This window comes from Vibrio sp. 1978, from assembly GCF_033344345.1.
Map to the genome: position 1 here is coordinate 1 of NZ_JAWPOP010000395.1, position 744 is coordinate 744.

Below are 744 nucleotides of genomic sequence, written 5' to 3' on the forward strand. Positions count from 1 at the left end.
CCAGCATTTTCTGCAAGCGTTTTAGCCCTTCTTCACAAAGAAAACCTGTTGGGTCAATCCACTGGATGGGGTTGATTGAATATCGGTAAACATATAAGCCACCTCGTGAAAGGTGGCTTATATACTGAATTTCTATATAAATGATAATTTATCGTGTGATCTTCCCTGCTTTTACATCTTCTAGCCAACGTCCTTCAACGAGATAAGGAGGAAGCCAACCGGTTTCAACAGATAAACGATGACCTTTGTCGTACCACATGCAAGCCATGCCAAGCAGAGGGAAGTTGATAAAAGTTCTGATGCCTATCCTATCTGGTCCTAATTCTCGAAGATGATATTTTTCTTGGAATTGTAGGTTTTTGACTAGCACTTCCTCAAAGTCATAACCAATGTTAGTAGTGAGCGCTGCGAAGGTTTCTAGGATCCCCATCGCAATTTCCAACGCCCAGTTATCCCCTTGAGCTACCGCTGCGTCCATTGCTGCAACCAGCTTATCAGGATAATCCGATGTGCGATTGTGGAACGACTGAATGACGTCTACTAGCATATAAGACAGCTCACCCGCTTTGGTAGAGCTCTGTCTCATCAAAGAAATAGGAAAGTTTGCCAATACGTCCATGCTAGGTTTATCACGAACGATGACAGAGGTAAAATACGTATCTAGCCACATTGAGGGGCAAATGAAACCTGTTTTTAAAATACCTTCGCCTTTCCATGTTACTTCAGGATAGCCGAGGATCTTTA

At 42.9% G+C, this 744-nt stretch carries 1 protein-coding gene; it reads right to left on the bottom strand.

What is annotated here, in order from left to right; genetic code table 11:
- Nucleotides 1-148: 148 nt before the first annotated feature.
- Nucleotides 149-744: immunity 49 family protein (locus R8N49_RS26830; RefSeq protein WP_318190413.1), on the bottom strand; the 596-nt coding region annotated here is incomplete at its 5' end.